This window comes from Azospirillum sp. B4 (assembly GCF_000333275.1).
GTDB lineage: Bacteria > Pseudomonadota > Alphaproteobacteria > Azospirillales > Azospirillaceae > Nitrospirillum.
Genome location: NZ_BACU01000102.1, coordinates 1 through 25,664 on the forward strand (window position 1 = coordinate 1; position 25,664 = coordinate 25,664).

The following is a 25,664-nucleotide window of genomic DNA, read 5'->3' on the forward strand; positions in this document are numbered from 1 at the left end:
GTGTCGAGAAGAGCCGATAGTCCGCCACCAGGTGGCTGCCCTCATAAAAGCCCCGCTCCCGGGGCTGGGGGCTCTGGCCGTGGCCGACGAAGTCCCAGGCGACGATGCGCACCCCTGCCTCCACCAGGGCGGCCCACTGGTGGCGCCACTGGTTCTTGTTGCCGCCGCTGCCGTGGCACAGGAAGACCGTGGTGTCGGCGCGGGCCCCGCCCTCATGCACCACCAGGCTGAGCGGCGGTCGGCCGGGCCGCACCGTCACCGTGTCCGGGGACACCACCAGGCGGGCGGTGGCGAGGGGGGCGTCATTGACATCCGGCATGGCGTTTCCCGTTGAAGCGTCGGTGGTGAAGGGGGACTATCCGCGCGGTCGCGGCTTTTCCATGAGGTCGCGGCGGTCGGACCGCCAAGCTGTTGGAAAACCGTATCATGCCTGCCCCTGGACCCCGCAACGCCATCACCGACGTCCCCGGCCTTTCGGTGGGCCACGCCACGGACGAACGGGTGCGCAGCGGCGTCACCGTGCTGCTGTGCGGGCCCGACGGCAATGGCGCGGGCTGGGCGGGCGGCGTGGATGTGCGCGGCGGCGGGCCCGGCACGCGGGAGACCGAGGTGCTGGCGCCGGAAAACCTGGTGGGTCGGGCCCACGCCATCGTGCTGACCGGTGGGTCCGCCTTCGGCCTGGCGGCGGCGGATGGGGTGGCGGCTGCCCTGTCGCAACAAGGGATGGGCTTGGTCTTGCGTCCAGGCACCCCGGCGGTGCCGCTGGTGCCGGCCGCCGTGCTCTATGACCTGGCCAATGGCGGCGACAAGGATTGGGGGCTGGAGCCACCGTATCGCGCCCTGGGGCTGCGCGCGGTGGCGGCCGCCGGCCATGAGGTGGCGCAAGGGCTGGTCGGCGCCGGGCGCGGCGCCATGGCGGGCCTGGTGCCGGGCGGCATCGGCACCGCCTCGATCGACCTGGGGGATGGCCTGGTGGTGGGCGCCCTGGTGGCGGCCAATCCACTGGGATCGGTGTTCATGCCGGATGGCCGCACCTACTGGGCATGGCCTTTTGAGATCGGTGGGGAATTCGGCGGCAGGGTTCCGGCTGGCCCCATGGACGTGACGGACCCGGTGCCCGCGCTGTCGCGCTTGGCCGTGCACCGCCAGCCCACACCCGGGGCCAACACCACCATCGCGGCGGTCGCCGCGTCGGCGGCGCTGACGACGGCGGAATGCAAGCGGGTCGCCATGATGGCGCAGGACGGCATCGCCCGCGCCGCGCGCCCCGCCCATACACCCTATGACGGCGACACGGTGTTCGCCGTGGCCCATGGTGCCGCCCTGCCGGCGGAGGGTGGCAGCCGATGGGCCCAGGTGGCGCGCATCGGTTCGGCCGCCGCCGACTGCCTGGCCCGCGCCATCGCCCGCGCCGTGTTCCATGCCGGCGATGGGCGCCCTGGGTCGGGCCATCACGCCACCTGAGCGGCCAGCGTCGGCGTCGCCGCCAGCAGGCTGGCGGTATAGGGATGGCGGGGTCGGTCCAGCACCTCCAGCGTCGGTCCTTGCTCCACGACGCGGCCGCCCTGCATGACCAGCACGCGGTCGGTCAGGGCGCGCACCACCGCCAGGTCATGTGACACCACCAGATAGGCCAGGCCCAGGCGCTGCGACAGGTCGGCCAGCACGTCCAGAATCTGTGCCCGGGTCAGGACGTCCAGGGCCGACGTCGCCTCATCCAGGGCGATAAGGTCGGGGGCAACCGCCAGGGCGCGGGCGATGGCGATGCGTTGGCGTTGCCCGCCGGAGAATTCGTGCGGGTAACGGTCGGCGTCGGCCGGCGCCAGGCCCACCTGCTCCAGCAGTTCCTCCACCCGGCGGCGCCGGTCGGCGGGACCGGGCGGGCTGTCCAGCAGGACCAGCGGCTCCGCCACCAGCCGCTCCACCCGCCAGCGGGGGTCGAAGCTGCCCACCGGGTCCTGGAACACCATCTGCACATGGCGGCGCAGGGGGCGGCGGGCGGCTTCCGTCGTGGCCGACCAGGGTTGGCCCAGCAGCCGCACCTCCCCCGCCTGTGGGGCGTCGGCCGCCAGCAGGGTGCGCAGCAGGGTGGATTTGCCGGAGCCGGACTCCCCGACGATGCCCACGCTTTCCCCCCGGTGGACGGCCAGGCTGGCCTGGTCCACGGCGCGCACGGCGGCGGGTTTGCCCCACCAGCCGGCGCGGGCCAGGGGGTAGTCGCGCACGATGCCGTTGGCGGCCAGCAGCGGGGGCAGGACGGGAGGGGGTGGCGCGTCCGGCCGGCGGCGCGCGGGCTCCGTCGCGGCCAGCAGGCGGCGGGTGTAGGGATGCCGGGGGGCGGCGAACACGGCGGGTGGTGGTCCCGCCTCCACCACCGCGCCCTCGTGCAGCACCACCACCTGGTCGGCCACACGCGCCACCAGGGCCAGGTCATGGCTGATAAGCAGCAGGCCCAACCCCTCCCGCCGCACCAGGTCCACCAGCAGCTCCAGGATGCGGGCCTGGGTGGTGACGTCCAGGGCGGTGGTGGGCTCATCCGCGATCAGCAGCTTGGGTTTCAGCGCCAGGGCGGCGGCGATGGCCACCCGCTGGCGCTGGCCGCCCGACAGCTCATGCGGGCGCCGGCTGCGGGGGAAGCGGTCGGCCGGCAGGCCCACCCGCGTCAGGATGGCGTCGGCGATGCGGGCGGCATCATCCCGGCCCGCCATCCTGTGCGCCCGCACCGTCTCCGCCACCTGCGTCCCAATGGACAGGACGGGGTTCAGGGCGGTCATCGGTTCCTGGAACACCAGGCCGACGTCGCGGCCGCGCACGGCGTCCATCTGCCGGTCCGACAGGTCGGTCAGCTCCCGCCCTTCCAGGCGGATGCTGCCCTGGGCCCGGGCACCGGCGGGCGTCAGGCCCAGGACGGACAGCGCGGTCAGCGATTTGCCCGACCCCGACGCCCCGGCCAGGGCCACGATCCGCCCCGGTTCCACCGTCAGCGACAGGGACTTCAGCAGCACGCGGCCGTCGACCGACAGGCTGAAGTCCCGGATGTCCAGCAAGGGAGCGTTTGGTGGCGTCATGGGGCTCAGGCCTCCCGCCTGGGGTTCAGGCGGGCGCGCAGCCCCTCGCCCAACAGGTTGAGGCCCAGGACGGCCGCCACCACCGCCAGGCCAGGGAAGATGACCAGCCAGGGCGCCTGGCCCGCCAGGGTCTGGCTGTCGGCCAGCAGGCGGCCCCAGCTGGGCCGGGGGGCCTGGGTGCCCAGGCCGACGAAGGACAGGCCCGCATCGGCGATGATGCCCAGCGACAGCTGGATGGTGGCCTGGACCAGCAGCAGCCCGGCGATGTTGGGCAGCACATGCTCCACCGAGATGCGGCCGGCACTTTTGCCGGCCAGGCGGGCGGCCAGGGTGTAGTCGCGCGCCCAGGCGCCCAGGGCGGCCCCCCGCGTCACCTTGGCGAAGACGGGAATGTTGAACAGGCCGATGGCGGCGATGGCGTCCACGGCGCCGGGACCGCAGATGGCGGCGATCAGCACGGCGGTGACCAATGCTGGAAAGGCGAAGACGATGTCGCTGCCGCGCATCGCCACCTCCTCCACCCAGCCCCGGCGGGCGGCCGCCGCCAGACCCAGGGGCACGCCGGCGCCCAGGCCCACGCCCACGGCGGCCAGCGCCACCGCCAGCGCGCTTTGCGCGCCCGCCAGCACGTGGGAGAAGACGTCGCGGCCGTAGGCGTCGGTGCCGAACCAGTGGGCGGCTGACGGTGCCGCCAGGCGGCCGGCGATGTCGATGGCCGTGGGGTCGTGGGGTGTCCAGACCAGGGACAGCAGGGCGGCACCGGCCACCAAGGCGGTCAGGACCAGGCCGGTGGCCAGGGCCAGGGGGTGGCGCCTGCCGCCCTCCGGCGGCGCTTCCAGGGTGATCATCACGGTCATGGGCGCCGCCCTCCCTTCAGGCGCGGATCCACCGCGGCGTTGGCCAGATCCACCAGGAAGGTGACGGTGACGACGGCGAACACCAGGACCACGGTCACGCCCTGCACCACGATCAGGTCGCGCTGGGCCACGGCCTGGAACACCAGCCGGCCCAGCCCGGGCAGGAAGAAGACGTTCTCGATGATGATGCCGCCCGCCAGCAGGAAGGAGAACTGCATGCCCAGGATGGTCAGCGCCGGCACGCACGCGTTGGGCAAGGCATGGCGCAGCAGGGCCTGGATCTGGCTCAATCCCTTGGCCCGGGCGGTGCGGATGTAATCCTGGCCCATCTGGTCCACCAGCTCACCGCGCAGCACCCGGGCCAGGATGCCGGCCTGGGGGGCGGCCAGCGCCAGCGCCGGCAGCGTCAGGGCCTTGAATGCTGGGCCCAGGCCCCCGCCCCAGCCTGGGAAGCCGCCGGCGGAAAACCAGTGCAGCGTGGCCGCGAACACCAGGGCCAGAAGGGTGCCGGCCCAGAAGTTGGGCACGGCGATCAGCACCTGCGCCACCCCGTTCAGCAGGGTGTCGGCCACGCCGCCACCCCGATGGCCGGCCTGCGCCCGCACGGCCCCCAGGGCCGCCAGCAGGCCCAGGACCAGGGCCAGCCCGGTGGACAGCAGCACGGCGTACAGCGTCAGCGGCAGGGTCACGGCCAGCCGCTCCGCCATCAGGCCGCCGACATCAACGCGATAGGTGTAGCTGAGGCCGAAATCGCCCCGCGCCAGGCCGGACAGCCAGGCCAGGTAGCGCTGGGGGGCGGGCACGTCCAGGCCCATCTGATGGCGCAGCGCCGCCAGGGCCGCCGGGTCGGCGCTCATGCCCATCATCACCCGGGCGGGGTCGCCGGGAATGATCTGCAGCGCCAGGAAGATCACCAGGCTGGCGGCCACCAGGGTGGCCAGCAGGGCCGCCAGGCGGCCGGCGACATAGCGCGGCCCGGCCTTGGCGGCGGCCAGGACCACGGCGCCCAGCAGGGCCAGGCCCAGCACCCAGGCCACCACTCGGCCGCCGGACGGGCCGCCGGCCCCGGTGGCGCCTGGGGCGGCCTCATCGAAGCGCGCCGTCGTCAGGTCCACCAACTGCACCGGCGTGGGCAGCCAGATATCCCGCAGCCGGGTATCCCATACCCCGAAATAGGGATATTCGAACAGGAAGACGTTGACGGCGTCGTTGGCCAGGGTGCGCTGGATTTCACCCAGAAGGTCAAGGCGCTGGCCCCTGTCCACCGCGGCGTCCAGGCGGGCCAGCAGCGCCTTGTAGGCCGGGTTGGAATAGCCGAAGTAGTAATCGTCGCGGCCATAAATGTCGTAGTCCATGGGTTCGACATGGGCGACGACGGTCATGTCGTAGTCGTGCTGGCCGTAGACCTGGGTGATCCAGGTGGCCCATTCCACGTCCTGCAGCACCACCGTCACCCCCGCCTCGGCCAACTGCGCGGCGATGATCTCGGCCGCGCGCTTGGCGTAGGGCAGGGGCGGCACCCGCAGGGTGGCGGTGAAGCCATGGGGGTAGCCCGCCTCCGCCAGCAGGGCCTTGGCCTTGGCCACGTCGTGCGGGTACAGGCCGGTCAGGTCGACATATCCCTCGTTCTGCGGGGGATAGTGGCTGCCGATGGCGTCGCCATAGCCGAACATGGCGCCCTGGATGACGGCCTGGCGGTCCACGGCGTGCGACAGGGCGCGGCGCACCAGCACATTGTCGAAGGGCGGGCGTTTGTTGTTCAGCACCAACATCGTCTCCCCTTCCGATGGGGCGACGTCGACGGTGAAGCGGGGGGCGGCCTTCAGGGCGGGAATGATCTCCGGTGCCGGGAAGGCGGGGAACCCCTGTATGTCGCCGGCCTTCAGCGCGGCGCTGGCCGCCGCCGGGTCGGCGATGAAGCGGTAGATGACGCTGGCCAGATGGGGGGCCGGCCCCCAATAGGCGGGGTTGCGGGCCAGGGTCAGGGCGTTGCCGCGCTGCCAGTCGGCCACGGTGTAGGGGCCGGTGCCCACCGGGTGGGTGACGTTGCCGGCGGCGCTGGCGGGGGAGACCATGACGGCGGCGGGCCAGCCCAGCACCTGCAACAGGCTGCCGTAGGGCGCCTTCAGGTGGATGGCCGCCGTCAGCGGGTCGATGACGGTCACATGGTCGATGTGCGACAGCGCCACCTTTTGCGGGTTGGTGCTGGCTGGCGCGATGGCCCGCTCAAGCGAATACTTGACCGTTTCGGCATCGAAAGGAGTGCCATCCTGGAACCGCACGCCGCCGCGCAGATGGAATACGTAGGTCAGGCCGTCCGGCTCCACCGACCAGCGGGTGGCCAGGCCCGGCTCCACCCTCCCACCCACGCCCAGGTGCACCAGGCCCTCGAACACGGTGGGAAAGACCACGGCCGGGATGGCGGCGGACGCCTCCGCCGTCGGGTCCAGGCCGGGTGGCTCCAGCTGCAGACCCAGGGTCACGCTGTCGCGCGCGGTCGCCATCGGCGCGACGGCCAGGGCCGCCACCACGATGGCGGCCTTCACCAGGCGGGTGAGGAGGATCGTCCAAGCCATTGACTCAGGCCGTCAACAGGCTGGGGTCATGGCGATGCGCCCGCGCCGTGGCCTCGGCCCGGGCGGCCGCCCGTTGCGCCAGGCTGGGCAGGCCCAGCGCGTCATAGACCTGGGCCAGGGCATGGTTCACCGGCACGCCCTCCGGATCGAAGCCCCGGCGCAGTTCCAGCATCTGCTGGGCCGGTGCCCAGCGCCGGTCCTTCAGATAGGCGTCCAGCACCACCTGCTCGAACAGGTCGCGCTGGGCATGGCTGCCGCCGATTTCCACGAGGCGGGGCAAAACCGGCCCCAAGCGTCGCACCGCCGTGCGCCAGTCGCTCCGGTGATAGGCCACCAGCCCCTCGGCGGCGGGCACGGCCACGTCGTTCCAGGTCTCCCGGCTATGGTGCGGCGCCTGGCCGGCCTGGGCGCGGATGGCGTCCAGCAGCGTGTCGGCCTGTCCCCGCCCGGCGCGGGCCAGACCCGCCAGGTACAGCAGCGCCAGGAAGGGCTGGGCCGTGTCGGTGGCGCGGGGTTCCAGGTGGTCCGCCAGATCCTTCCAGCGGTCGCCCACGTCCAGGCCGGCCAGCTCCAGGCGGGTCAGCAGTTGCACCGCGCCGATCTGGTCCTGGGAATAGCTCTTGTCGATGCCCCAGACATGGGCGTCGTAGATGCCCAGCGTCTCCCCCTCGCGCCCCTGGCTCAGCGCGAACAGGGCGTAGTGCCACCACAGGTGCGTGGACATGAAGGAATTGAGGTCGGTCCAGCTGTCGTGGACGCCACGCAGGAACTGGGCGCCCTGGTCGATCTCCCCCCGCGTCAGCAGCACGTGGGCCAGGGCGTGTTGGGCCCAGGGCTCCTTGCGCTTCAGGGTGATGGCGCGGCGGGCCGAGGCCTCGGCGTCGTCCAGCAGGTGGCATTGTTCATAGCCGAAAGCCAGCATGCCATGCAGGTAGGCCACGTCGCCCGCCTTGGGCAGGACCTTCAGGCCGATGCGCACCATGTCGGGCGCCTGGCCGCGATTGAAGTTCAGGTACTGATGGATTTTCACCGCCGCCAGGTCGCGGGGAAACTCCTCCGCGATCTGGTCGCCCAGGGCCAGCGCCGCTGGAATGTCATCACGCCACCAGGCGTCCAACAGGGCGGCGTTCATCCGCTCCCGCCGGGTGCCGTTCTCGGCGGCCGCCAGCGCGCGGGTGACGTAAGGGCTGGCGCGCCGGGGCCCGTCGGTGGATTCCAGGAACATCCACAGCATGCCGGCGTAGATCTGCACCAAGGGCAGGTCCGTGGCCTCATCGGCCACCGCCAGCAGGTTGACGGCCCGGGTCTCATAGGCCAGCAGGCCGCCCACGAAATCATCGATCAGGCCGGCGCTGTGCTCGCCGTCCGCCGTGATGGGGTTGCCCAGGAAATCCTCAAGCATGTTCTTGTTCCCTCAGGCACCGGGCGCCCGCATCCGCGGGCTTGACTGTCCTCGGCTTCCAGTCCGCCGTCGCTTCCCGGAAACCTCCGGCGATCGCGGTCGCGGTCTACAGGGACCTGAGTTTAAACTCAGGTCCCTGGCTCCTCTTAGTACAAATAACTCAACCGGATGCCCCAGGTCGCCGGCCGGCCGGGGATGGCGATGTCGGCGTTGGTGAAGAAGTTGCGGGTCAGGTCATAGCGCTTGTCGAAGATGTTCTGGCCATAGACCGTGGCCGTCCACGGGCCTTGTTCCGGCTTCAGGGTGACGGAGGCGTTGGCAAGCCAGTAGCCCCGCACATTGTAGGTGCTGCCCAGGCCCGACCGCAGGTTGCCGCGATAGCTGTAGTCCGCCTCCGCCGTCACACCGTAGCCCGGCAGCGTCCAGTCATGGCTGACGCTGCCGTTGTAGGTGATGCGGGGGAAGCCCAGCTCCTCCCCCGAAAGATCGGAATAGACGGCGGTGCAGGGGTAGCAGGTGGCCAAGGACGCGGCGGTGTTGACGGCCTTGAACTCCTTGTACTCGCCATGCGACAGACCCAGGCCCTGGGTGATCAGCAGGCCGGTACGGGCCGGGGCCCATTGGGCCTCCAGCTCGGCGCCGTAAATCTCCGACCGGGGGGCGTTCACGATCTTGCCGATGGCGCCGTAAACAGGGTCGATGACGACCGACTGCACCTGCTGATTATGATAGTCGTAGTAATAGGCCGAGGCGTTCAGGCGCAGGGTGTGGTCCAGCAGGTCGGACTTCACGCCCGCCTCATAGGCCCACAGCACCTCCGGGGCGAAGGGCTTCAGGCCGCTCAGTGCCAGCGTGTTGTAGGCGGTGAAGCCGCCGGACTTCACCCCCCGGCTGATGTTGGCGTACAGGAGCACGGGATCGCTGACCTTGTATTCCGCGCCCACCTTGCCCGTGGTCTGGGTGAAACCGGTCGGCACGCTGGCCGTGCCCACGCCCAAGCCGACATAGGGAATGGTGGTGGTGGCGAAGTCGTGCAGCGTGCGGTCCTCATGCTCCTCCCGCAGGCCCAGGGTGACTTTCAGCCGGTCGGTGGCGGCATAATCGACCTGGCCGAAGCCGGCGATGGATTCCGCCGTCTGGTGATAGCGGGTGTTGGCGATGAAGCCGTAATTGTCGGTGAAATCGGACAGGAAGGCCTCACGCAACGTCTCATGGGCGTAGTAGATGCCGCCCACCCATTGCAGTGGGCCGGCGCCGGTGGAGCTGAGGCGCACTTCCTGAGACACGTCCTGGGCCCGGCTGTTGAAGTATTCGTCGGCGTCGTGATAGGCGGTGCCGTCCCAGTCGTTGAATTCCTTGCGGTTCAACGCCTCCCATGCGGTGATGCTAGTCAGCGTCATCGTCTCGAACCGATGCTCCACCGTCAGGTCGGCGCCGCCGCTGCTGTTGTTGCGAAAGGGCTTGGACGCCGGGTCGGCGCCGATGATCTTGGCGAAGGCGGGCGACAGGCCCCAGCCGGTCTTGGAGGGGTCGGTGTCGGCCTTCACCGTCACGGTGGACGACTGGGCCACCGGGTTGAAGACATAGGCGCCGGCGCCGTCCGACAGGTCGCGGCCGTAATGCAGGTTCAGCTTCACGTCGGTGTCGGGGGTGGCCGCCCAATCGATCTTGGCGCGCACGGCGCTGCGGTTGGCGTTGCCCAGGTCCTGGCCGGTGGCGCGGTTGGTCTGCCAGGCGCCACCCTGCTGTGTTGTCGCCGAAAGGCGCACCTTCACCGTGTTGCTGACAGGGCCGGAAACAAAGGCTTCCACCTTGCTGGCGTTATAACTGCCGTAGTCGCCGGTGATGCCGGCGCTGACCGTGTCGGTGGGGTTCGCGGTCAGCACGTTGATGGCGCCGCCGGTGGTGTTGCGGCCGTAGAGCACGCCCTGCGGCCCGCGCAGCACCTCCACCCGGTCCACGTCGTAGATCAGACCCTGGGTCATGATGGGCAAGGGATAGGCCACCTCGTCGACATAGATGCCGACCGTTGGCGTGTTGTTCGAGGCATAGTCGTTGAAGCCGACGCCGCGGATGCGGAACTGCGGCTGACCACCGCCGAAGGCGTTGATCACCTCCAGGCCCGGGGTCAGGTTCTGCAGGTCGTTGACCGAGGTCACGTGGCGGGCGGTCAGGTCCGCGCCCGACAGGACGGAGACGGACAAGCCCACATCCTGCACCGACTGTTCGCGGCGCTGGGCCGTGACGATGATTTCCGGAATGCCGCCGCCGGCGTCCGGCGCCTGGCTCTGGGCCAGCGCCGGGACACCCAGCAGCGTGCCGCCGATGATGCCGCTGGTGACGGCGCGAACGAGCGTACCCTTCATCCTTCGCAACTCCCCCTCCGTTCTCCGGCGTGGCCCTTGGGGCTGTTTCACCGGCCAGATGCCGGCCGCCGAATTATACCGTTTATTCGGTGTTGTATTTTATTAACCACACCATAATGACAGTAAGCATGGGGAATAACGCTTCGGTCAATCGCGTAAATTATCGGCGATCGCGGATTACCAGGATATGCCGCGCATGCCTGTCATGCTGCGGATGCTCACGGCGGATTGTGCCCTGCACAGCCTTAGGCATCCCTGGCCCGGTGCGCAAGGGGGACAGCGGTATCAGTCAGGGGCTTCGCGGATGCGATAGGGGTCAGCGGCGCTGTGCCAGGCCCGCCAACCGCTGCTTCACCTGCGGCCATTCGGCGGCGATGACGGAGAAATAGACGCTGTCGCGCAGGCGGGCGGGGATGATTTCCCCATCCGGGCCCCGGCGGGCCGACACCACCACATGGGACCGGAAGACGCCCTCCTGGGTGGCGCCGATGCGGGCGATGGCGGTGCGCGACTGCTGGTTCAGCGCGTCGGTCTTCAATTCCACCCGGTGGACGCCCAGTGTCTCGAACGCGTGGGTCAGCAACAGGCGCTTGGCGTCGGTGTTGGCGCCGGTGCGCTGGTGGGACCGCGCCACCCAGGTCCAGCCGATCTCCACCCGCCGGTTGGCGCGGTCGATGTTGCCGTAGCGCGTGCTGCCGATGACGTCGCCCGTCGCCTTGTCCACGATGGCGAAGGGCAGGCTGACATGGCGGTCCCGCTCCTCCAGCGCCGTGCGCACATAGGCGCGCATCTCTTCCGGCGTGGTCACCGGGGCGGGGATCCAGCGCCATAGGACAGGATCCAGGCCCACCTCGATCAAGCCGGCGAGGTGATCGTGGCTCAGCGGTTCCAGCCGGACGACCGCGCCCGTCAGGGTGACGGGGCTGACGGTCATGGGGGTGGTGTCGATCTCGGTCATGGAACCCTCCGCCCTGGGACATGTCCGTCGATACGGCCGGCCGGTGTTTGGATTCAACAGCGATATTGTCGGTATGACAATATAAGGATGGCGGGGTGGCCTATCCCCGCCGTCCGTTCCGTCAGGCTGGACGGCCCACCGCCGGGTCGCTGCTGACGGGCCAATCGCCGTCGACGCGGCCGGCCAGACGGCGCTGGACGGGGCCGCTGGTGAGCACCAGGTCATACCATCCCTGCGTCGGGCGCAACGGCCAGCGCATGACCCCACCCTCCGCCCCCGGCGTCCAGGCCCGGTGATGATCCGTGTAGGCGCCGGGCTGGACGGTCGCGCCGGCGCCCGGGGCGACGGTGACCCGCAGCGCGTCGCCTTCCACCGCCCAGCTGATCCCCAGGGCTCCTGATCGGGTGCCGATGAAGGCGCGGTGGAAGCCGTTTGGGCCGCGCACCCACAGGTCATACGCGCCCTCCGGCCCGGTCAGGTGCCAGTCGCCGGACAGGGTGCGCCCGCCCTCCACCGTGTAGCGGCGCGGGATGACGTCCAGCCGCAACCGGTCATAGACGTGGAACACGGCACCCTGGCCGGGGCCGGCGGTGAAATCCAGGCGGATGATGCCGGCGGCCGGGTCAATGTGATCGGAAACCTCCAGCGCGTAGCGCAGCCGCCGCGCCGGCCGCGTCCCCGCCTCTTGCACCGGATGGGGCGGGGCCACCGGCGTTTCCGGGACCGTCTGGCCGACGATGGCCCGGGCACGCTCACGGGCGGGCGCCGTCTCCGGCAGGGGCGCCAGCGTGGCGTTGGGGGTCTTGAAGTCGAAGGCGGTCAGCAGGTCGCCGCACACCGCCCGCCGCCAGGCGGAGATGTTGGGCTCCATCACGCCGAAACGGCGTTCCATGAAGCGGATGATGGAGGTGTGGTCCGCCACCTCCGAATTGACCCAGCCGCCGCGCGACCAGGGGGACAGGACGTACATCGGCACGCGCGGCCCCAGGCCGTAGGGACGGCCGCGCAGGGCCAGGTCGTCGCCGTCGGCGCCGGGGGCCTTCAGCCGGTGATACTCGCCGTCCGTCGCCACCGTGCTGGCCCCGGCGAAGCCGCCCGGCGCGTCCGGGTCGGGGGAGGGCGGGGCCGGCGGCGGCACATGATCGAAAAAGCCGTCGTTCTCGTCGAAGGTGATGAACAGCACGGTGCGCGCCCACACCTTGGGGTTGGCGGTCAGGGCGTCGATGACCTGGGCGGTATAGGCCGCCCCCTGCGCCGGGCTGGACGGGCCGGGATGCTCCGATCCCTCTTCCGTGCCCCCACCCAGGAGATCTGGGGCAGCCGGTCGGCCAGCACGTCCTCACGCAGCTTGTCCAGCGCGCGGGTGGACAGGCCCTTGTCGCGCAACGCGGGGCGGGAGCCGGGATCGCCGCGATAGGCCGCGCGGTACTGCAGGAAGTTGGCCAGCGGGTTGTCGCCGAAATTATCGGCCATGTCCTGGTAATGACCCCAGCTGATGCCCGCCGCCTCCAGCCGTTCCGGATAGGTGGTCCAGTGGAAGCGCGGGACGCTGGCGTCATCCGGCTTCTTCAGGTCGTCGTCGGGATTGTCCAGGGCCGGCCCGCCGCCCTGGCCGTGGGGATCATTGGTGCCGGTCCACAGGAACAGGCGGTTGGTGTTGGTGCCGGTGTGCATGGCGCAGTGGTAGGCGTCGCAGAGGGTGAACGCCTCCGCCATCGCGAACTGGAAGGGGATGTCCTCCCGCGTGTAATAGCCCATGGCGCGCTGGGTCTTGGCCTCCGGCCAGTGGGCCATGCGCCCGTTGTCCCAGGCGGCCTGGGCGTTGGCCCACTGGTGCGGCGTGCCCAGCATGCGCATCAGGTCGAAATGCGCCTTGGTCGACAGGTGGAAGGGGTTGACCAGGCGCGGGTGCGGGTCGGTGCGGTCCCGCTGGTCCCACACCGTCAGCGGCTGCCCGTCGCCCCCCGGTGGCACGGGGATGGGGAAGCGATCGCCGAAGCCGCATACACCCGACAGCGTGCCGAAATAATGATCGAAGCCCCGGTTCTCCTGCATCAGCACGACGATATGGGCGACGTCCGCGATGGTGCCCGTGCGCACATCGGCGGGAATGGCGGCGGCGCGGGCCAGGGCGGGCGGCAGGCCGGCCAGGGCGGCACCGCCCAGCGCGTGGCGGAGAAGCGAACGGCGATCCATCATGATGGGCGGTCTTTCGGGGGCCAGAGGAGGCGAAAGGGGGACGTCAGGGGGCGACGGACAGTTTGTCGGTGATGGTCTTCAGCGGGCAGAGCGCGCCACAGCCGGGCAGGGGCAGCACGGCACTCCACGGTGGGCTGGCCAGGCTCAGCGGCGTCAGGTCGCGCACCTGGTCCGGCGTCTGCGCGACATAGGCGACGCGGACCAGGGCCTGGCCGCCGGCGTCGCGCCACAGTTCCAGCCGCAGGCCGCCGCCCACCGGCGGGTCGTCCTCGCCATAGCCCTGGACCTGGAAATGCAGGTCCAGCAGGCGGGCGATGGCGGCGATGTTGTCATCGTGGCCGACCAGCAGGGTGACGGGCGGCTGGCCGGCGCCAGCCAGCGCGGCGGCCAGACGCGGGGCCAGGGCCACGGCCTTGCGCGGCGCCATGTAGGCGTTGCCGGTGAAGACGTTGAACTGAAGGCCATGCAGGCGGGAGATCTGGGCCAGCGCGTCGCGCAGGCCCGGGCCGGCGCCCAGGCGCCCCCAGGCGACCTGATCGGCCGGCATGCCTTCCAGATATTCCAGGATGAAGATCTGCGCCGCGCCGGCGGTCTGGGCCACGGGGCCGCGCAGGTCCACGCTGCGGTTGTCGGCGCTGGGGCTGATGACGGTGCGCTCCTGCACCAGGTCGCAGGCCGGCAAGGTCTTGTCGCAGCCCAGCCCGCGTATGGTGAGCGCGATGGCGGGCACCAGGTAGGTCGAGGCGTTGCGCACATCGCCCATCTCGGGTTCCATGGCCTTCACGGCGGCGGCGGCATCCACCGTGGCGGCGCCGGCCTCGAACGGGTCGAACAGCGGGTCCAGCGTGCCTGGCGGCTTGTGGCCCACAGGCAGGGGACAGCCCGGCGCCATGCCCTGGGCCATGGCTTCCCCGGTGCGGATGGTGCGCTCCGCCGAATTGGTCCAGATCGCCACCTGGCCGTTGGCGGGGCAGCCCTGGGCCGGCATCAGGCCGTTGGCGGCCAGCCACTGGCGCTGATAGGCGCCCATCAAGGTCGCGGCGGCGGCACCGTGGGGGGTCAGGAGGCTGGGCGCCACCGGCCAGGCCGGCCACTCCCCCTGCGCCAGGCCGGGGGCGGCCTCCGTATCCAGCGGCGCGCGGACACCATGGCGCACCAGCATGACCACGCGCTCCAGCGTCAGTGGTTGTCCGTTCGCGGCCTGGGGTGCCAGGGTCGCGTCGGGGGCGGCGTGGGCTGGAGCGATTGCCAGCAACTGGCCGATCAGGAGGAGGGGGAGGAGGCGTTTCACGAGTATCTTTCTTTCCAGCATCAGGGGCCAGCAACAGGGATCAGAACACGCCTTGGGCGCGCAATCGGGTCAAGGTTCGGGCCAGCGCCTCCAGCCCGCCCTGGGCCGCCAGCGACTGCACGCGGGCGGCCCCCAGCTGGCTCAACACCGGGTGACGGTAGCCCCAGGCGTACCGGGCGGGATCGGTTCCGTCCATGCCGAAGCGGGGGGCCAATTGGCGCAGCAGGCTGTCCGCGTCCTCCACCGCCGGTTCGGCGTACACCCAGTTATGGTCGGACTGGGCGTGGATCAGGCAGGCGGACCACCAGCGCGGTACGGCGCCATCGTCCAGGCCGGGCAGGGTCAGGCCGCCGCGTCCGTCAGGCGCCAGGTAGCCGGCCGCCACCGGGTCCATCCGGGCGATGATGGCGGCGGCGCGCAGCCAGTGGACCAGGGGCGCCGGCTTCTTCCGCTCCGGCGCCTGGTGGGCGCAGGCCTGGACGATCACCAGGTCGGCCGGAAGGTGGCGGGCCATGGCCTCCGCCAGGCCCAGGATATGGTGGGCGCCGGTGCGGAAGTCGCCGTCCGGCCCATGCCCGCCCAGGGAAATCTCGGGCGGCAGGCCGCCATCCGACCGCCAGACGAACAGCAGCGCCTTGGCCCAGTCATGCCACAGCGGCGCGGCGGCGATCAGGTCGTCCTGGCCATCCAGGTCCACGCCATCGATGGCGCGCTACGCCGCGGCGAAGTCCTGGGCGCTCTGGGCGTTGAAGGCCTCATGCAGGGGAAGGCCACCCGGCCAGGAATGATGGCTGCCGGCATTGCCGCCGGGGGCGGCGGCGAAGGGCTGGGCCAGGTGGGGGCAGGGGCCGCCGTCACCGGGCAGGGCCGGGAACAGCCCTTCCGCCAAGCCGGGGGGATCGGCAAGACCCTCGGCCACCAGGCGGTCGACGATGGCTTGGCGCTCCACAGGTCCCAGCTTGGCGCGGTGGGCCACACAGGTGGCGGGGTTGAACAGCGCGTCCGCCGTCGCCGTCCTGATCGCCGGGTCGCGCAGGGCGTCCACATCCGCCCGCAGGCGGGTCAGCGCCGCCTGCGTCAAGGGGGACGCGGCCGCGATGTCGGCGGCATCGGCGGCCAGGACCGGCGGGGCCAACAGCAGGGCGGCGGCCAGGACGGCCAGGCGGAGGGGTGGCATCATCAGAATTCCTGCTGCAGGCTGAGTTCATAGCTGCGGCCGGCGGCGATGGTCTGGACCACGGCGTCGCCGTGTCGGCCCACGCTGGTGCGGTAGGCCAGGGCGTCGCCCAAGTTGCGCACCGTCAGGCGCGCGCTCAGGCCGCCACCGGCGTCGTAGCCGGCGCTGAGATCCAGGCGCCGCGTGGGGTGCACCCAGGTGTCCAGCGCGCTGCCCGCCATGGTCACGCCACCCCCGGAAACAAAGGCGGTGCCATAGGATTGCACGTAGTCGTCGGCCCAACGGTAGTCGAGGGCCAGATGGACGGCGGCGCGGTCGTAGCGCACCTGCACCCCGGCCAGCCAGCGGGGCGCGTACTGCACCCGCTCCACCGCGTCCAGGTCGGCGTTGTTCAAGCGCACCGACGTGGTTTCCCAGCTAAGGGTCCCGGCCAGGCGGAAGTGCCGCAGGCTGTCGGCCAGGGCGCCCAGCCCCTGGTCGGCCGACAGCTCCACCCCGGTCAGGTGGGCGGTGCCGCCATTGGTGGGGACACTGAGGCGCAATTGCGCGTCGCTGGTGGCCGCGCCGGCCGCCAGGCTGCCGCCGGCATCGTAAAGGTAGTTCTTCAGCCGCTTGTGGAACAGCGCCAGCTCCAGCCGCCCATTCTCCCCCGGTGCCCCACCGTCCCCCGCTGCCAGGTCCCAGGTCCAGGCGCCGGACAGGTCGAAATTCAGGCCATCCACGGCCTTCAGATCGGGGTTGCCCCGGGTGATGGTCACCACGCCGTCGCTGTCCTGGGTGGCGGTGGCGTTGCCCGCCAGCTGGTAGGGGGAGGGCGCGGTCTGGCTGGCCCAGACGGCGGCGCGGTAGGTGCTGTGCGCGTCCGGCCGCCAGCTTGCCAGCACCCGTGGCAGCAGAGCGGTGAACTGGCTGCCGTTCTCATTCCAGCCGTAGGCGACGCCGCCCGCCGGCGCGCCGTTGTTGCCCGACAGCCAATAGCGGTTGGTCAGGTCGGAATACTCCGCCCGGAAGCCGGGCAGCAGCTCCCATCCATCCCCGGCCAGCCGTACTTGGGCATAGGCGGCCACCGTGCGCTCGTCGCCGCTCAGCGTGTTGCCGTTCCAGGTGTCGGCGGTCCAGGCGGCGGTACCGTTCCGCTGGCGGTACAATTGGGCCAGCCGGTCGGCGTCGATCAAAGGGAAGGTGAAGTCGTAGATGCCGGCCAGCGGCGCCGTCAGGGTGCCGGCGCGCAGCCCCACCGACGCCAGATCCGCCACGGTGGTGCCGGCGTCCACGGCACCCATCCCGCCGACCAGTTGCCCCTCCTGGTCGCGGCGGTAGCTGTCGCGCCGGCTGTCGGTGATTTTCACCCCGGCCTCCAGCGTGGTGTCGGGCGTCAGGGCCAGTTTGCCATCCAACGCGCCGCCCAGCCTGTCCTGCCGGCTGGACAGGCTGGTTATCTGGCCCCGGTTGGACACGGGCAGGCCGTCCGCCGCGTCCGCCAGCGCCAACGCGGCCGATGGTCCCGCCACGGTGGGATAGCCGTCGCGACTGCCCAGACTCAGGCCCTGGCCCACGGTTGTGCCGGTGGGGTTCCAGAACGACAGCTCGATATGCTGGGGCCGCCCGTTCTCCCCCCAGGTGTAGAACAGGCGCGGCGACAGGGTCAGGGCGCCCTTGTGCCAGTCGGCGCCCAGCTGGGCGGTGCCCAGGGTGGCGGTGTCGGGGTTGGTCTCGAACCAGTAGTGCACCTGGGTCTTGACGCTGCGCGTCTCATAGAGGCCATTGCCCAGGGCGACGCGGGTGATGAAGCTGGGGTCCCGCCCGCCCTGGAAGCCCATCTGGTAGACCTCCTGGTCGGTATCGGCAGTGGCCACGGTGACGTGGGCGAAGGCTCGGAACGTGTCGCTGGGCTGCCAGTCGCCCGCCAGGCTGCCGCCCCAGCGCCGCGTCTCCCCTTCCGAATATTGCACGTTCAGCGAGGTGGCCATCAGGTTGCGCGCCGGGTCCATGCCGGCCGGTGTTTGGCCGTTGGCGTCCACGATGCGGTATTCGAACTGGGTGGACTGGTAGGACTGCTCCACGCTGGCGAAGCGGTTGCGGCCGTAATAGCCGGTCAGCGCCAGACCCAGGTCGTGGTCGCGGCCGAATTGGCGGGCGATGTCGACCGTGGCCAGGCCCCCGCCCGAGGATCGGCCCAGGGCGGCCGCGCGTTCATCCAGGTTGCCCTGCACCAGCAGACGCGTGTGTTCACCCCCGTCCAGGGCCGAGGCCAGACGCAGGTCGAACTGTCCGGCGGTGGCGTCGCCGTCGTCGTGGGCATCCGGTGTCTTGGTCAATTCCACCCCATCCATGGCCAGGGGTGGCAGCAGGCTCAGCTGCACGGCGCGGCTGTAGGGCATGCTTTGCGCCACCGACACCCCGTCCAGCCGGGTCACCGCGTAGGCGCTGTCCAGCCCGCGCACGGCGGCGAACTGGCCCTCGCCCCGCGCCGCGCGGTCGATGCCGCCCAGGTCTCCTTGCAGGGAGGTCACCAGCACGTTGACGCCGGCCAGCCGCCCCAGGCTTTCCGCCAGGGTGCGATCGGCCCGTTCCCGAAGCTGCGCGGCCGTCAGGCTGTCGGTCAGCGGGGTGGCGCCCACACCGGCCGGCGGGACGCCGTGATGGGGCGCCCCGATGATCAGCACCTCCGGCATCGTCGCCCCGGCTGGGAACTCGGCCGTGGTCGGCGTCGCGGCGGGACGTGCCCGCTCCAGCTCAATGGCGCCGCCCTCGCCCAGGCGATAGCGCAGGTGGCAGCCGCCGATCAGGCGGGCCAGCGCCGTCTCGAAATCGGTCACGCCCGCCAGCGGCCCCGCCCGGCAGCCGCGCACCAGTTCCGGCCGGAACAGCACGTCGCGGCCGGACTGGCGCGCCAGGTCCAGCAGTGCGCTGCCCAGGGGCTGTTCCGCGACGGTGAACGCCGTCCCCGCCGTCGTGGGCGCCGCCGCCAGCAGGGGCAGCACGGCGCAGGACGCCGCCAGCCGGCGGCGTCCTGGCCGGCGCTGAAGGTTACCGCCGGCGGGCAATCCGGTAATCCCCATTGGCATCCTGCCGCCAGGTGATGGGATGCAGGCGGGCCAGGGCCGCCAGGAAGCCGGCGACATCGTCGGCGCGATAGCTGCCGCTGACGCGTATGGCGCCCAGGGTGGGGTCGTCCAGACGCAGGACGATGCCGGTGCGCGCCGCCACCTCCGGCACCACCTGGGCCAGGGGCATGTCATCGAACAGCATGCGGCCATCCTGCCTGGCGGCCACCTGGGCGATGTTGGCCTTGCCCAGGCGCACGGGCCCACGGCCGTCCTGGTCGACCTGCTGGCCGGGGCTGAGGCTCAGCAGCACCTGGCCGCTGTCGCGGTCGCGGATTTCCGCCGCCCCCTCCAGCAGCACGGCGCGCACCTGTTCGCCGTGGGAGGACACGGTGAAGCGGGTGCCGAGGTCGCGCACCTCCAGGGCACCAGCCAATACATGGAAGGGCCGCATGCTCTCATGCGTCACCTGGAATTCCGCCTCACCCTGAATCAGGTCCACCCGGCGGCCCAGGGGATCGATGCGCACATGCAGGTGGGTGGACCCGCCCAGGCGCATGACCGTGCCGTCCGACAGGGTCACCTGGGGATGGTCATGCGCGGCGGTGACATAGTCCGCCTCGCTGACCGCGCCGTTCCACAGCCAGACCAGCGCCACGGCCAGGGCGGTGGCCAGGCCGGCGGCGGGCGGCATCCAGGCGACGCGGCGCCAGGAGCGGTGGGGACGTGTCCTTTCATTGGCCAGTTGCAGGCCGCGGGCGCGGGCCAAATCCGGGCGCAGGGCGCCCTTCTCATCGATGCCGCCGCTGACCGACCAGGCGCGGGTCACCAGGTCCAGGGCGGCGACGTGGCGCGGGTCGGCCGCCAGCCAGGCGCTAAGATCGCGCTGGCCATCCTGCTCCAGTTGGCCCGCATGAATCCGCCGCAGCCAGGCGGCGGCCTTTTCCAGAATGACTTGATCATGATCGGTGGGGGTCAACGCGCCGGCTCCACCATCGTCCGGGCCAGGTGGGCCAGGACACGTTCGATTTGTCGGGACACCATCTTGACCTCAAGGCCCAGGCGGCTGGCTACCTCCCGGTGGCTCAGCCCATCGACGCGCACCAGCAGGAAGGCGTGCCGCGCCAGGGGGTCGACATCGCGCAGCGCCGCCTCCAGGCAGGCCAGCTCCTGCCGGAACATGACCGTGCGTTCCGGCGTGGCGATGCCGTCATCCACCAGTTCCGCCACGTCGTCCAGCGCGTGGTGGGCGTCCTGGTGGCGGACGGCGTTGCGGCGGAAACGGTCGATCAGCAGGCTGTTGGCCACGCGCAGCAGGAAGGCGCGCCAGTTGTCCACCCCCCGGGCGGGGGCGGCCGCCAGGGCACGCAAATAGACATCCTGGACATAGTCGTCCACGTCCTGCGCCTGCCGCACCCGGCGGGCGAAATAGCCGCGCAGCACCGATTGATGCGCCTCGAACTCCGCCGCATCCAATCGGGATGGCGGATCGCCGTCGGCCCGGGCATCGGCCTGATTGTCCATCTTCCCTCTCGGCCGGTTGGCGGGTGTGGGGAAGGTCATAGCGGCGGCATGCTTCAGATTTATGATGGAGGGCTGCGCCATGTGCAGGCTCCGGATGTCGGGGACGCGGGGGTGAAAAGGGGGCGGGGCCGCCTGGCCCCACCCCCGGTTGAGGACCTTAGTAGGTGTACTTCACGGTCATCAGGGCGGTGGTGCCGCTGTCGACGATGTTCGACAGGGTCAGGCTGTTGTGCCCGATATGCGCCCAGTAGGTATAGTCGCCGGTCAGGTTGGAGACGGAGCCGTCGACGGCGACGCCATTGTCGAACTTGTAGCCGACGTGCAGGTCCAGGCGGTTGGTCGGCCGGACCCACAGGTTGTCCCAGCTGCCGCCCTGGCCCAGGTAGTCGTAATAGGCCAGGTAAGAGCCGGTGTGGTTATAGGTGAGGTCGGCGGAGAAGCCGCCCACGGCGTAGGACAGCGTGGCGTTGGCCAGCCAGCCCGGGGCGTTCTGGATGGGCTGTTCGTCCAGGCCCTTGATGCCGGTGTCGACCATCGACCACTGGCGGGTCAGGTTGCCGCCGATGCTGAAATCCGACAGCCAGCCGGTGAAGATGGTGTCGAACTTCTGCCGGAACGCCAGCTCGATGCCATAGACATCACCGTCACCGCCGTTCTTGGGCTGGCTGATGCTGACCAGGTTGCTGGTGGTGCTGAAGGGGTTCACCAGGGTGGACCCGTTGTCGAACAGATAGTTCGACAGACGCTTGTAGTAGACGGCGGTGGAGGCCATGCCGCCCTGGCTGTTATGCCATTCGCCCGACATGTCCAGGTTGGTGGATTCGATGGGCTTCAGGTTGGGGTTGCCCTGGGTGATGGTCTTCACACCGGTGTCGGCGCTGATGGACACGGAGGAGGAGGCGCCCAGCTGCACCAGGGCCGGCCGGGTATAGGACTGGCTGACCGAGGCGCGATAGACGGTGTCGTTGTCCGGACGCCAGTTCACCAGCACGCTGGGCAGCGGCTCGTTATAGGTGGTGCTGCTGTTTTCCCAATGGCCCACGGTCTTGCCGTCGCTGTTCAGCTGCCAGAAGGTGTTGTGGATGTCGGTGTGCTCGAACCGGATGCCGGGGATGACCTCCACATCGCCGAACTGCAGGTTGGCCATGACGTAGGCCGAGGTCACCTGCTCCCGCCCCTTCAGGGTGTTGCAGTTCATGTTGTCGACATAGTTGCCATTGCAGGTGTCGAAGCTGCTGGCCGTCTGCAGCTTGTAGAAATAGTCCAGCAGGGCCTGCTGGTTCACCTTGGGCAAGGACCAGCTGTAGCGGCCGGGGTAGACCGAGGAATAATAGCCGTTGGCGATGCCCAGGCTGGACCAGGTGCTGTTGGGATATCCCGAGGCGGAGAAATAGGCGTTGGTCCAGTCGCGGTTGGTGACCACGCGGTCGCTTTCCACGAACTTCACGCCCGCCTTGATGAAGGACAGCGGGCCGTTGTCCGCCATGTCGTACTGGCCGTCCACCTTGGCGCCGTACTTGTCCTGGTGGCTGCCCTGCTGGGTCAGCTGGCCGGCGCGGCGGGCCCACAGCGCGGTGGCGGCGTTGTTCAGGGCGTCGTACATGCCGGGGCTGAACACCGGCACCGGGTAGCCGTCGTTGGTGCCCATGCCGGCGATGCCGCTGGGGAAGCGGGCGCTGCTGCTGTACTGGTCGTTGCGGATCGACGCCTCGATATGGTTGGGGCGGTCGTTGTTGGCGGCGCTGAAGAACACGGTGGGCGTCAGCGTCAGGTTGCCCAGCTTCTTCTCACCGCCCAGCTGAATGGTGGACAGGTCGGCGCGTTCCGGGTTGGTCTCATACCAGACGGAGGTGCGGTACTTGTCCACGCTCAGGCCGTAGAGGCCGTTGGACAGGGCGTTCCAGCTCTTGTCCGTGCTGATGATCTGGCTCAGCGTGCTGTTCTGCACCGCGTTCTCGCGGGCGAAGGACCCGCGCAGGAAAATGGCGGTGGTGTCGTCCGGGTGCCAGTCCAGCGACAGGTTGCCGCCATAGCGTTCCGTGCTGCCGTCCGACACGCCGACGCTGATGCCGGTCTGGCGCAGGTTGGAGGCGGGGTCCACGCCCGCCGGGTTGGTCGACCCGTTCTTGGTGCTGCTGACGGCGAAGCCCCAGCCGCCGTCGTTGTGGGCGCTGTCGACGCCCGCCATCTCGCTGTTGGTGAAATAGCGCTTGTCGTAATAGCCGCTGACATAGACGCCGAACTGGCGGTCGCGGCCGAACTGGGTGGCCACTTCGGCGGCGGTGTTGCCGCCCAGACCGCTGTTGCCGTAATCGCGGGCGCGGCTTTCCAGGCGGGCGCCGCCCTGGACGCTGAAATGCAGCGGGTCCTTGAAGTCGAAGGCCGTGGGCGTGCGGAAGTCCACGGTGCCGGAAATGGCGTCGCCGCTCATGGACGCGTCCAGCGTCTTGTTGACGACGATGGTCTGCAGGCCGGACGGGGGCAGCAGGTCCAGCTGCACGCTGCGGCTGTAGGGCAGGCCCTGGGCCACCTCCACGCCGTTCATCAGGTCGACGGCGAATTCGGAGTTCATGCCCCGGATGGCCACCAGCATGCCTTCACCGCGCGAGGCGCCGTCGATGCCGCCGGCCACCGACTGGCCGGTGTTGCTGACCGTCACGCCGGGCAGCAGGCCCAGGGCCTCCGCCACGTTATGGACGGCGGTGTGCTCCAGGTCGGTGGCCGACATGATGTCGACGGTGTTGGAGGCCCGCAGCTTGGCCGTATCGGCCTGCTCGCGGTTGGCGAATACCAGGATTTCCTCCAGCGCTCCGTCCGTGCTGGCCGTGGTCGCGTCTTTGGCGGTGGCTTCGGCGGCATGGATGGTCGGTGCGGCCAGCAGGGCGCCCGCCATGGCGCCGCTGAGCAGGACGTCCTTGAGCATCGTGTGTCGCATAGTCTTCTTTCGGCTCCGTCTTGGACGCCCCCGGCGGGCGCCCTTGAAAGCCAAGACGCGACGCGCGGCCGAATTCCGGACTGTCACGGAACTTTAGTCTTTCCCCCCGGCAAGGGGCCGCTCAAGGCCGGTGGGTGGCCGACAGCTTCTCGCGCAGCTTGCCCGTCAGCCGCTGCGCGAACTCGGTGCCGCGCGGATGCTCCTCCCGCAATTGCGGGCGGTGCAGCAGCCGCAGCTGGCGGCGCACGGTGGGGCCGTCCAGGCGGACGCGGCGCAGGCGATCCTCGGGAAAGCCCAGGGTATACAGCCAGGGCATCACGCCGATGGCCAGGCCGCTCAGCACCAGGCCGTAGAGGGAGTTGACCTGGTCGACGCGATAGCGCGCGGACGGGGCCAGGTCGTTCTGCTGCAGGGCGGCCGATGTCAGCTCCCCGATGCTGCCGCCGGCGAAGTGGACGATCTCTTGGCCGGCCAGCGCGCTCCACGGCAGGCGGTCATGGACGGCCAGGGGATGGTCGGCCCGCGCCACCAGCAGCATCTCGTCCTCGAACAGGGGCAGGCCCTCAAGGTCGGTCTCCGGCACCGCCTGCACCGTCACCACCAGGTCGTAGGTGCCGCCGCGCAGACCCCGGATCAGCTGGTCCGCGCGCCCATCGTGCAGATGGGGGACCACACCCGGCATGTCGCGCGCCAGCTCGGCCAGGCTGGCCGCCACCGCCTCCATCGCCGTGGGGATGGCGCCGATGCGCACCGTCGCGATTTCCCGTCCCGCCACCTCATGCATGTCGCTGAAGGCGTTGGCCGCCGTGGTCAGCAACCGGTGCGCGTGCGGCAGGAGGGAGGCGCCGGCCTCCGTCAGGGTCACCTTGTGCGTCGTCCGGTCGAACAGGCGCACGCCCAGGTGGGCCTCGATCTGGCGGATGCCGGCGCTGATCGCCGGTTGGGACACCGCCATCTCCTCCGCCGTCCGGCAGAAATTCCCCGTCCGCGCCAATTCCACGAAAAAGCGGAGCTGGCGCAGCGAGATGGGATTCTTCCAGGCGGCAAGGGGTTCGGCGGTCTGGGACATGGTGTTGGTAATAAGGCAAATTTATAAAAACATAAATGTAAAAACTTTCCCCTCTGAAACGGGCGAGGTCATACTGCGTTCACATTCCAGGATGGGGCGGGGGTGGCGGCGGGCAGCCGCCGGGCACGGACCGGACTGGAAGGGCGACGGGCGGAAAGCCGCGCGCCACCTCGGGGGAGGAGCCGCCGACCGGGCAAGTGTCGGGCAAAAAATCACGGGGGCTCCATGTCAATCCGCAGGAACAAGGCGCGTGCGCGCGCCGGGCGTTTCACCGCCACCATCGTCGCCATCGCCGCAGGGCCGCTCGCCATCGGGCAGGCCGGGGCGCAGACCGCGTCCGCCGACGGCCTGACCGAAATCATCGTCACCGGGTCGCGCATCCGCACCCCCGACGCCACCAGCGTCAGCCCGGTGAGCACCATCAAGGGTGAGGAGCTGCAGCAGCGCGGTGCCACCCGGGTCGAAGACCTGATCAACACCTTGCCCCAGGCCTATGCCGACCAGGGGGCCGGCAATCGCGGCGGCACGGTGGGCGCCAGCGGCACCGCCACCATCAACCTGCGCAACCTGGGCAACCAGCGCACCCTGGTGCTGATCGACGGCCGCCGCCTGATGCAGGGTGACCCCGACCGCACGGCCGCCCAGGCCCCGGACATCAATAACGTGCCGGCCGCCCTGGTCGAACGCATCGACGTGGTGACCGGCGGCGCCTCCGCCGTCTATGGCTCGGACGCGCTGGCCGGCGTCGTCAACTTCATCCTCAAGAAGGATTTCGACGGCGTCCAGGTCGACACCACCAACGGCTTCTACAGCCACACCAACAACAATCCCATCCGCGCCGTTTCGGCGGCGGCCAAGCAGGCCTATCCCGGCGGTGCCACCTTCGACGGCCCGCAGAACGACGTCTCGATCACGGCCGGCAAGAATTTCGCCGGCGGCCGGGGCAACATCACCGGCTTCTTCAGCTATCGCCATGTCGAAGGCGTGGGCACCTCGGATCGCGACTTCTCCATCTGCGGCCTCTCGGCCGGCGCCAGCGGCTATTCCTGCTCGCTGTCCAGCGCGACCTACCCGGCCCAGTTCCAGCCGCTGAACCCCACCACCGGGGCTTCGCGCGGCAGCTACACGCTGGACGCCGCCACCGGCAACACGATGCGCACCTATAAGACGGCGGACGGCTCAACAACGGCAACAC

General features: G+C 70.2%; 19 protein-coding genes. 2 read left to right on the forward strand and 17 right to left on the reverse strand.

All coding sequences use genetic code 11. The annotated features are described in order from the left end of the window. Window positions 1-319 (reverse strand): alpha/beta fold hydrolase (locus I55_RS05020; protein WP_044559415.1); only part of this gene is annotated, 319 nt, incomplete at its 3' end. A gap of 107 nt (window positions 320-426) precedes the next feature. On the opposite strand from I55_RS05020, the gene I55_RS05025 reads away from it, so the two are divergent. Next, on the forward strand, window positions 427-1,464 hold the full coding sequence (locus tag I55_RS05025) for a P1 family peptidase (RefSeq protein ID WP_044559423.1): 1,038 nt from the start codon (window positions 427-429) through the stop codon (window positions 1,462-1,464). Here the strand turns inward: I55_RS05025 and I55_RS05030 are convergent. The 16 genes from I55_RS05030 to I55_RS05095 form a co-directional block, all read right to left on the reverse strand. Beyond that, window positions 1,452-3,068 carry an ABC transporter ATP-binding protein gene (locus tag I55_RS05030; protein WP_044559416.1) on the reverse strand — a complete coding sequence of 539 codons (1,617 nt, stop codon included), beginning with the start codon at window positions 3,066-3,068 and terminating at the stop codon, window positions 1,452-1,454. The genes I55_RS05025 and I55_RS05030 overlap by 13 nt on opposite strands. A gap of 5 nt (window positions 3,069-3,073) precedes the next feature. After that, the gene (locus tag I55_RS05035; RefSeq protein WP_083900852.1) at window positions 3,074-3,925 is read right to left on the reverse strand and encodes an ABC transporter permease; all 852 of its coding nucleotides are present in this window, start codon (window positions 3,923-3,925) and stop codon (window positions 3,074-3,076) included. Beyond that, on the reverse strand, window positions 3,922-6,501 hold the full coding sequence (locus tag I55_RS38215; RefSeq protein WP_083900853.1) for an ABC transporter substrate-binding protein: 2,580 nt from the start codon (window positions 6,499-6,501) through the stop codon (window positions 3,922-3,924). Before I55_RS38215 ends, I55_RS05035 begins: the two co-directional genes overlap by 4 nt. A gap of 4 nt (window positions 6,502-6,505) precedes the next feature. Beyond that, window positions 6,506-7,903 carry a tetratricopeptide repeat protein gene (locus I55_RS05045; protein ID WP_044559417.1) on the reverse strand — a complete coding sequence of 466 codons (1,398 nt, stop codon included), beginning with the start codon at window positions 7,901-7,903 and terminating at the stop codon, window positions 6,506-6,508. A gap of 146 nt (window positions 7,904-8,049) precedes the next feature. Next, window positions 8,050-10,269, reverse strand: a complete 2,220-nt coding sequence (locus I55_RS05050; protein WP_044559418.1) for a TonB-dependent receptor — start codon at window positions 10,267-10,269, stop codon at window positions 8,050-8,052. Window positions 10,270-10,585: 316 nt separating this feature from the next. After that, window positions 10,586-11,227: a GNAT family N-acetyltransferase gene (locus I55_RS05055; RefSeq protein ID WP_252181018.1), complete on the reverse strand. Its 642-nt coding sequence runs from the start codon at window positions 11,225-11,227 to the stop codon at window positions 10,586-10,588. Between the two features lie 121 nt (window positions 11,228-11,348). Then, window positions 11,349-12,533 carry an alkaline phosphatase family protein gene (locus tag I55_RS37605; RefSeq protein WP_307718693.1) on the reverse strand — a complete coding sequence of 395 codons (1,185 nt, stop codon included), beginning with the start codon at window positions 12,531-12,533 and terminating at the stop codon, window positions 11,349-11,351. After that, window positions 12,440-13,426: an alkaline phosphatase family protein gene (locus I55_RS37610; protein WP_199902464.1), complete on the reverse strand. Its 987-nt coding sequence runs from the start codon at window positions 13,424-13,426 to the stop codon at window positions 12,440-12,442. Before I55_RS37610 ends, I55_RS37605 begins: the two co-directional genes overlap by 94 nt. A 43-nt stretch (window positions 13,427-13,469) precedes the next feature. Beyond that, a complete protein-coding gene (locus I55_RS05065) occupies window positions 13,470-14,717 on the reverse strand; it encodes a histidine-type phosphatase (protein ID WP_049973846.1) in 1,248 nt (415 codons plus the stop codon). Between the two features lie 40 nt (window positions 14,718-14,757). Continuing rightward, on the reverse strand, window positions 14,758-15,414 hold the full coding sequence (locus tag I55_RS32770) for a hypothetical protein (protein WP_049973847.1): 657 nt from the start codon (window positions 15,412-15,414) through the stop codon (window positions 14,758-14,760). A gap of 15 nt (window positions 15,415-15,429) precedes the next feature. After that, window positions 15,430-15,897, reverse strand: coding sequence for a hypothetical protein (locus I55_RS32775; protein WP_049973848.1), 468 nt, complete (start codon window positions 15,895-15,897; stop codon window positions 15,430-15,432). Further along, window positions 15,897-18,956: a TonB-dependent receptor gene (locus tag I55_RS05075; RefSeq protein WP_148293576.1), complete on the reverse strand. Its 3,060-nt coding sequence runs from the start codon at window positions 18,954-18,956 to the stop codon at window positions 15,897-15,899. The genes I55_RS32775 and I55_RS05075 overlap by 1 nt, the downstream gene beginning before the upstream one ends. Beyond that, the gene (locus I55_RS05080; RefSeq protein WP_044559420.1) at window positions 18,925-19,920 is read right to left on the reverse strand and encodes a FecR domain-containing protein; all 996 of its coding nucleotides are present in this window, start codon (window positions 19,918-19,920) and stop codon (window positions 18,925-18,927) included. Before I55_RS05080 ends, I55_RS05075 begins: the two co-directional genes overlap by 32 nt. Next, a complete protein-coding gene (locus I55_RS05085; RefSeq protein WP_044559421.1) occupies window positions 19,917-20,465 on the reverse strand; it encodes an RNA polymerase sigma factor in 549 nt (182 codons plus the stop codon). The genes I55_RS05080 and I55_RS05085 overlap by 4 nt, the downstream gene beginning before the upstream one ends. 157 nt (window positions 20,466-20,622) lie before the next feature. Beyond that, the gene (locus I55_RS05090) at window positions 20,623-23,388 is read right to left on the reverse strand and encodes a TonB-dependent receptor (protein ID WP_049973849.1); all 2,766 of its coding nucleotides are present in this window, start codon (window positions 23,386-23,388) and stop codon (window positions 20,623-20,625) included. 133 nt (window positions 23,389-23,521) lie between these two features. Next, window positions 23,522-24,469, reverse strand: coding sequence for a LysR family transcriptional regulator (locus tag I55_RS05095; RefSeq protein ID WP_049973850.1), 948 nt, complete (start codon window positions 24,467-24,469; stop codon window positions 23,522-23,524). A 225-nt stretch (window positions 24,470-24,694) separates the two neighbouring features. Here I55_RS05095 and I55_RS05100 point away from each other — a divergent pair. After that, on the forward strand, window positions 24,695-25,664 hold a 970-nt coding region (locus I55_RS05100; RefSeq protein WP_044559422.1), incomplete at its 3' end, for a TonB-dependent siderophore receptor.

What these genes read in the sequence shown, in the direction of transcription:
- I55_RS05025 (WP_044559423.1), top strand. Translation starts at nt 427, where the DNA reads ATGCCTGCCCCTGGACCCCGCAACGCCATCACCGACGTCCCCGGCCTT.
- I55_RS05030 (WP_044559416.1), bottom strand. Translation starts at nt 3,068, where the DNA reads ATGACGCCACCAAACGCTCCCTTGCTGGACATCCGGGACTTCAGCCTG.
- I55_RS05035 (WP_083900852.1), bottom strand. Translation starts at nt 3,925, where the DNA reads ATGACCGTGATGATCACCCTGGAAGCGCCGCCGGAGGGCGGCAGGCGC.
- I55_RS38215 (WP_083900853.1), bottom strand. Translation starts at nt 6,501, where the DNA reads ATGGCTTGGACGATCCTCCTCACCCGCCTGGTGAAGGCCGCCATCGTG.
- I55_RS05045 (WP_044559417.1), bottom strand. Translation starts at nt 7,903, where the DNA reads ATGCTTGAGGATTTCCTGGGCAACCCCATCACGGCGGACGGCGAGCAC.
- I55_RS05050 (WP_044559418.1), bottom strand. Translation starts at nt 10,269, where the DNA reads ATGAAGGGTACGCTCGTTCGCGCCGTCACCAGCGGCATCATCGGCGGC.
- I55_RS05055 (WP_252181018.1), bottom strand. Translation starts at nt 11,227, where the DNA reads ATGACCGAGATCGACACCACCCCCATGACCGTCAGCCCCGTCACCCTG.
- I55_RS37610 (WP_199902464.1), bottom strand. Translation starts at nt 13,426, where the DNA reads ATGATGGATCGCCGTTCGCTTCTCCGCCACGCGCTGGGCGGTGCCGCC.
- I55_RS32775 (WP_049973848.1), bottom strand. Translation starts at nt 15,897, where the DNA reads ATGATGCCACCCCTCCGCCTGGCCGTCCTGGCCGCCGCCCTGCTGTTG.
- I55_RS05075 (WP_148293576.1), bottom strand. Translation starts at nt 18,956, where the DNA reads ATGGGGATTACCGGATTGCCCGCCGGCGGTAACCTTCAGCGCCGGCCA.
- I55_RS05085 (WP_044559421.1), bottom strand. Translation starts at nt 20,465, where the DNA reads ATGGACAATCAGGCCGATGCCCGGGCCGACGGCGATCCGCCATCCCGA.
- I55_RS05090 (WP_049973849.1), bottom strand. Translation starts at nt 23,388, where the DNA reads ATGCTCAAGGACGTCCTGCTCAGCGGCGCCATGGCGGGCGCCCTGCTG.
- I55_RS05095 (WP_049973850.1), bottom strand. Translation starts at nt 24,469, where the DNA reads ATGTCCCAGACCGCCGAACCCCTTGCCGCCTGGAAGAATCCCATCTCG.